The 5,437-nt window shown below is 57.0% G+C and carries 5 protein-coding genes; 3 read left to right on the plus strand and 2 right to left on the minus strand.

Features of this window, described 5'->3' with window-relative positions; all coding sequences use genetic code 11:
* Positions 1–63: 63 nt before the first annotated feature.
* Both rmuC and EJA71_RS08265 read right to left on the minus strand, forming a co-directional pair.
* On the minus strand, positions 64–1,428 hold the full coding sequence (gene rmuC / locus EJA71_RS08260; RefSeq protein ID WP_178113670.1) for a DNA recombination protein RmuC: 1,365 nt from the start codon (positions 1,426–1,428) through the stop codon (positions 64–66).
* 175 nt (positions 1,429–1,603) lie between these two features.
* The gene (locus EJA71_RS08265) at positions 1,604–1,927 is read right to left on the minus strand and encodes a sel1 repeat family protein (RefSeq protein ID WP_158955832.1); all 324 of its coding nucleotides are present in this window, start codon (positions 1,925–1,927) and stop codon (positions 1,604–1,606) included.
* 961 nt (positions 1,928–2,888) lie between these two features.
* On the opposite strand from EJA71_RS08265, the gene EJA71_RS08270 reads away from it, so the two are divergent.
* From EJA71_RS08270 to EJA71_RS08280, 3 genes are all read left to right on the plus strand, one after another.
* A complete protein-coding gene (locus tag EJA71_RS08270) occupies positions 2,889–3,113 on the plus strand; it encodes a hypothetical protein (RefSeq protein WP_003214941.1) in 225 nt (74 codons plus the stop codon).
* Between the two features lie 274 nt (positions 3,114–3,387).
* Positions 3,388–3,870: a hypothetical protein gene (locus EJA71_RS08275; protein ID WP_158955834.1), complete on the plus strand. Its 483-nt coding sequence runs from the start codon at positions 3,388–3,390 to the stop codon at positions 3,868–3,870.
* 146 nt (positions 3,871–4,016) lie between these two features.
* Positions 4,017–5,288 carry an OmpP1/FadL family transporter gene (locus EJA71_RS08280; RefSeq protein ID WP_158955836.1) on the plus strand — a complete coding sequence of 424 codons (1,272 nt, stop codon included), beginning with the start codon at positions 4,017–4,019 and terminating at the stop codon, positions 5,286–5,288.
* Positions 5,289–5,437 lie beyond the last annotated feature (149 nt).

The following is a 5,437-nucleotide window of genomic DNA, read 5'->3' on the forward strand; positions in this document are numbered from 1 at the left end:
GCCTGCGGCAGCTCCTACATAGATCCCTCGTAGGAGCTGCCGCAGGCTGCGATCTTTTGATCTTTATTCAGGCAACTCGACCAGGCCATCGACATCAGTCATCGCCCGCTCCAACAAATCCGCCGGCAAACTCTTGCTCGCCCGCGCACCCAGCAACTTGAGTTGCTCACTGCGGCTGACCAGATTGCCGCGTCCTTCGGTGAGCTTGTTGCGCGCTGAACTGTAGGCTTTGTCCAGTTGCTGCAAGCGATTGCCGACCTCGTCCAGATCCTGAATGAACAGCACAAACTTGTCGTACAGCCACCCGGCGCGCTCGGCGATTTCCCGGGCGTTCTGGCTCTGGCGCTCCTGCTTCCACAGGCTGTCGATCACGCGCAACGTCGCCAGCAACGTGGTCGGGCTGACGATGACGATGTTGCGGTCGAACGCTTCCTGAAACAGCGATGGCTCAGCCTGCAGCGCGGCGGAAAACGCCGCTTCGATCGGCACGAACAGCAAAACGAAATCCAGACTGTGCAGGCCTTCCAGACGCTTGTAGTCCTTGCCGGCCAAGCCTTTGACGTGATTGCGCAAGGACAGCACATGTTGCTTGATCGCGATCTGTCCGAGGGTGTCGTCATCGGCAGCGACGTACTGTTGATACGCGGTGAGGCTGACCTTGGAGTCGACCACGACCTGCTTGTCGCCGGGCAGATAAATGATCACATCCGGCTGAAAGCGTTCGCCATCCGGGCCCTTGAGATTGACCTGCGTCTGGTACTCGCGGCCCTTTTCCAGACCGGCGTGTTCGAGCACGCGTTCGAGAATCAACTCGCCCCAATTGCCTTGGGTTTTCTGGCCTTTGAGTGCACGGGTCAGGTTGGTCGCTTCGTCGCTCAGGCGCAGGTTGAGCGCTTGCAGGCGCTCCAGCTCCTTAGCCAGTGAGAAACGCTCACGGGCTTCGGCCTGATAGCTTTCTTCCACGCGTTTTTCGAAGGACTGGATGCGTTCTTTAAGCGGATCGAGCAATTGCCCGAGGCGTTGCTGACTGGTCTCGGCAAAACGCTGCTCGCGCTCATCGAAAATCTTTCCGGCCAGCTCGGCGAACTGCGCGCGCAATTCATCGCGCGAGCCTTGCAGGTCGTTCAGGCGTTGCTGATGGCTGTCCTGCTGTTCGCGCAATTCAGCGTTCAACGAAGCGGCCTGGGCGTCGAGGCGGCGCAGCTCGGCTTCTTTGTTGGCGCGCTCGAGGTTCCAGGCGTGCGAGGCGTCACGGGCATCGTCGCGTTCGATCTGCAACAACTCGACTTCCCGGCGCAGCGCCGCCAGATCGGCCTGTTTCGCAGCATTGGCTTGGCCCAGATCAGCAATCTCGTCACGGCTGGCTTCCAACTGAGCGTTGAGCCCGTCTTGCGCCAGTTGCGCCATGGCCAGCCGCTCTTCGAGCAATGCCACGTCAGCCTGAGCGTTACTCGCCCGGCGCTGCAGTTGCCAAGCCAACGCCAGCAGCGGCAAGCCTGCCCCTGCGAGACCGAGCAATACGCTGGTCAAGTCCATAGCCATAGCGACTCCTGCCGATCCGATAAAGCTTGAAGGTTAACCAAGGCGCCAGAGCTTGGACAGCTCAGTCTTCGATGAGACCGAGTTCCTGTTGCGCACGCCGGTCACCCGCGCGAGCTGCCGAGCGCAGCAAATCCTGGCCGATGCGACGGTCGCGGGCGTTGCCACATTCACGGCACATCAACTGTCCGAGGCGGCTTTGGGCTGCCACCACGCCTTCACGCGCTGGCTGCTTGAGCAGGCGACCGGCCAAGTGCTTGGCATTGTGGCTGTCACTCAGGCGCGGACTGTCGAGCAGCCATTCGGCAACACGCACGGAAAAGCGCTTGGGCGAGGTAACAGGAGGTGATTGCGGGGTAACAGAGTCTGATACTGAGCGAAACTTCATAAAGCACTGTGGGGCAGATCGGAAGGCGCGCCACTCTACTCTCTTTTTCTTACAGGTAAAGTCGAAAAACAACCCGGCACGCCCGTGCTAGAGCAAGCGCTCGGGACAATCCACAGAAGCTGTGGATAACTCAGTGGACAACCGCCCTGCAACCCTCGCAAAGCCTTGTGGAATGGGGCTCTCAGTCAAACTGACGATTTTTTCACCAACAAAAAAAAGCGATGTTTTTCATTGACTTAAACTTTCGATGCAGGCAGCCATGCGAGTCAGGTTTGATGTGACAGCGCCGTTACAGCTTGCGCAACTAATGTGCACAAGTATCTGTTACCCGGTTATATAGATGCGCTTTTTCGGGTCGTTTTCAGTGTTTTCCTGGGGATAAGCGGGCCAGGCGCCCGCTTGGATGGAAAACCTTCACCGACCGACGGTCGAAAATCGGGACAATTCAGTGCGCTGCCCTGACTGGCAAACATATCTGCGCCAAGCTCGCAATGTTTTTTCAACGAGGGTTTGCTTTGTGCATTTCGATCCGTTAGTATCCGCGGCGTTAGTACCAAGCTGAAAGTCAATTCCGGTCGAACACATCCCCACGGTCAACCTTCTTCCAAGAAGCCTTTACCGAAAAAAGCGGGAACGACCCCTCGATGGTTTCCAGGTAAATCTTGCGACGACACGGCCTTTGAATGATGCAAAGGGTGTTGCGAAGACCACTTACTCTGACCGAACCAACCTGCAAATTGATCAGGATCTTCACCCCGGGCCCAGAACCTTTGCCCTTGATGTGTTGCCTGCCCTCCTAAGTACCTACCTGCCAGCCCAAGCGCGCTCACTTATCAGCGCTTCAAACTGGCTGCTTTGTTCCAGTCGGGTTCTTCGTTCGATCAATGGTGATCGACGTTACTGGAACGTTTTAACGTTGCACGGTTCTTATCCGTGTCATTTGTAGGAACACCTAATAACTATGTCTACTCAAATCCACACTCAGGATGCCATTCGCACCCTAACCAACGCTTTTGCTCCAATGAACTGCCTGATCATGGCCGCTCGCAAAGGCTGCTTCAGCTTCACACTGGTCAACGAACACGGTATCGCCCGCCACAGCGAGCGTTTGTACCCCGATCAGTACTCCAGCGCTGAACCGCTGCAGGCCGTGATCGATCGTACCCGTCAGGCACTGGTTGCCTGAGAGCCGAAAAGGCTGCAAAAGCAAAAGCCCCGCACGAAAATGCGGGGCTTTTTATTGCCCGATGTTTCACTTTTAGCCGTCGACGCTTAAGCACCTTCGGATATAACGGTTATAACTCGAAGCCGGAAATATTTTAAAAACAGGCCTTTACGTTGTGAATATGACACTACACTTCAACTCAAGCGGCGTGATCCGCTTGCGGCGAGCCTGAACCGATCCACCGCTGCCAAGGCCCCTTCAGGACTCGCCCCCCATTACAAGAATCGAGGGCTTTATGGGTATCGCTGCCAGCGAACTGTGCCGCTACGTGATCCGTCCCACATTGATCTATCTGGGACGCCACTGCGCAACTGCCGAATCCCTGCTGTTGGGCATCGCCGCTAGCCAGTCCGCCCTCGGCTCCGCTCTGCATGACCGGCGTGGTCACGGGCTTTACCGCATTGCCGAGCATCGCCACCAGGCCTTGTGGGATGACTATCTGGCGCTCGATCCGGAACGCGCCAGCCTGGTTCGCGGGCTCGCCAGCCAGCATGCATTCCTCAGTGGGCCACACCTCGAATTGACCGTCAATCTACGTTACGCCACTGCCATCGCCTGGCTGCTGGTCGAAGAACAAAACCCCACCCTCCCGGACCCGACCGATCTACTCGGCATGGCGCGCATCTGGCGTCAGACCTTCCAGCCCCAAGGTCGTCTGCGTGATTTCACTTACGCCTGGCAAACCTGTGTTTCACCGCTGAATCAGGTCGCCTGCTGACCGTCCAGTTTCGGAAGATCTTGTAACAGGTCGCGAATCTGGTCGGATTGTCCTACAAAACCGCTCTAAATCAAGGCATACGGACTATAGCGCTGGGACGAAAATGTTGGTAATTTTCGCCCCGGTGATCATCAGGAGTTCTAATAATGAAAAAAGTCATGCTCAAAACCACCCTTAGCCTCGCCGTTACCATGGCATCCACCCAGATCTTCGCAGCTGGCTTTGCCATCAACGAACACAGCATTAGCGGGATGGGTACTGGTTACGCAGGGCGATCTTCTTCTGCCGATGATGCAAGCACTGTTTATGGCAACCCTGCCGGCATGTCGCGCCTCAAGCGCGAACAAGTTACCGGCGGTGTTGCATTCCTCGATGCGAAAACCGATATCAGCGACGCCAGCTCCAGCCCTAACGGCGGCAGCAACAAAGGCGACATGGTGCCCTTCACCTCCGTACCTATGGGCTTCTACGTCAAACCGATCGACGATCACTGGGCATTCGGCCTCGGTGTCTATGTGCCGTTCGGCCTGATCACTGATTACGAAAACGGCTTTGCCGGCCGTTACTTCGGCAGCAAGTCCGAAGTACAAGTCATCACCTTCCAGCCGACCGTCAGCTACGCCTTCAACGACAAGGTGTCGATCGGTTTCGGCCCGACCATCAACCGCATTGACGGCTCGCTGGAATCCAACCTGTCGATCACTCAGGCCCTGCCGGACGGCAAGGTCAAGATCAAGGGTGACGACACCGCGCTGGGCTACAACGTCGGCCTGCTGGTACAAGCCACCGACAGCACGCGCGTCGGTCTGACTTACCACTCGAAAGTCGACTACAAACTGGAAGGCAACACCAAGGTCAACTACGGCGCACTGGCCGCAGTCGGTCTGGGCGCCAGCCAGAAGTACGACGCTTCGTTGAAGATCACCACACCTGAATCGGTCGACCTCTCGGTTACCCAGGCGATCAACGACCAGTGGAACGTCTACGCCGGTACCACGTTTACCCGCTGGAGCCAGCTGGAAAAAATCACCGTTAAAAACTCCGGTGTACAGCCGCTGCTGGCCGGTCAATTCGGCGAGATCACCGAAGACCAGAACTGGCACGACTCCTGGGCTTACGCCGTGGGTACTTCGTACCAGTTGAACAAGGAATGGGTACTGCGCACCGGTCTGACTTTCGACCAGTCGCCGACCAACAACGTCGACCGTTCGCCGCGTATCCCGACTGGCGACCGTACGATCTTCAGCATCGGTGCTGGCTGGAGCCCGACCGACGACCTGACCATCGACGTTGCTTACTCGTACCTCAAGGAGGAGTCGGTCAACATCCGCAATCAGAACGATCGTGGCCAGACCTACAACTCCAAGTATGAAAACTCGGCAAACGGTTTCGGTGTCGGCGCGACCTACCGCTTCTGATGCTGCACGGCGAGGCTAACCCCTCGCCCATTGAAAAGCCCCGCTCTCTTTGCAGAGGCGGGGCTTTTTTTCACCTGAAATCCCTGTAGGAGCTGCGGCACGCTGCGATCTTTTGATTTTATAAACAGGATCAAAAGATCGCAGCGTGC

This window comes from Pseudomonas sp. PB106, from assembly GCF_009764645.1.
Lineage (GTDB): Bacteria > Pseudomonadota > Gammaproteobacteria > Pseudomonadales > Pseudomonadaceae > Aquipseudomonas.

What these genes read in the sequence shown, in the direction of transcription:
- EJA71_RS08265 (WP_158955832.1), bottom strand. Translation starts at nt 1,927, where the DNA reads ATGAAGTTTCGCTCAGTATCAGACTCTGTTACCCCGCAATCACCTCCT.
- EJA71_RS08270 (WP_003214941.1), top strand. Translation starts at nt 2,889, where the DNA reads ATGTCTACTCAAATCCACACTCAGGATGCCATTCGCACCCTAACCAAC.
- EJA71_RS08275 (WP_158955834.1), top strand. Translation starts at nt 3,388, where the DNA reads ATGGGTATCGCTGCCAGCGAACTGTGCCGCTACGTGATCCGTCCCACA.
- EJA71_RS08280 (WP_158955836.1), top strand. Translation starts at nt 4,017, where the DNA reads ATGAAAAAAGTCATGCTCAAAACCACCCTTAGCCTCGCCGTTACCATG.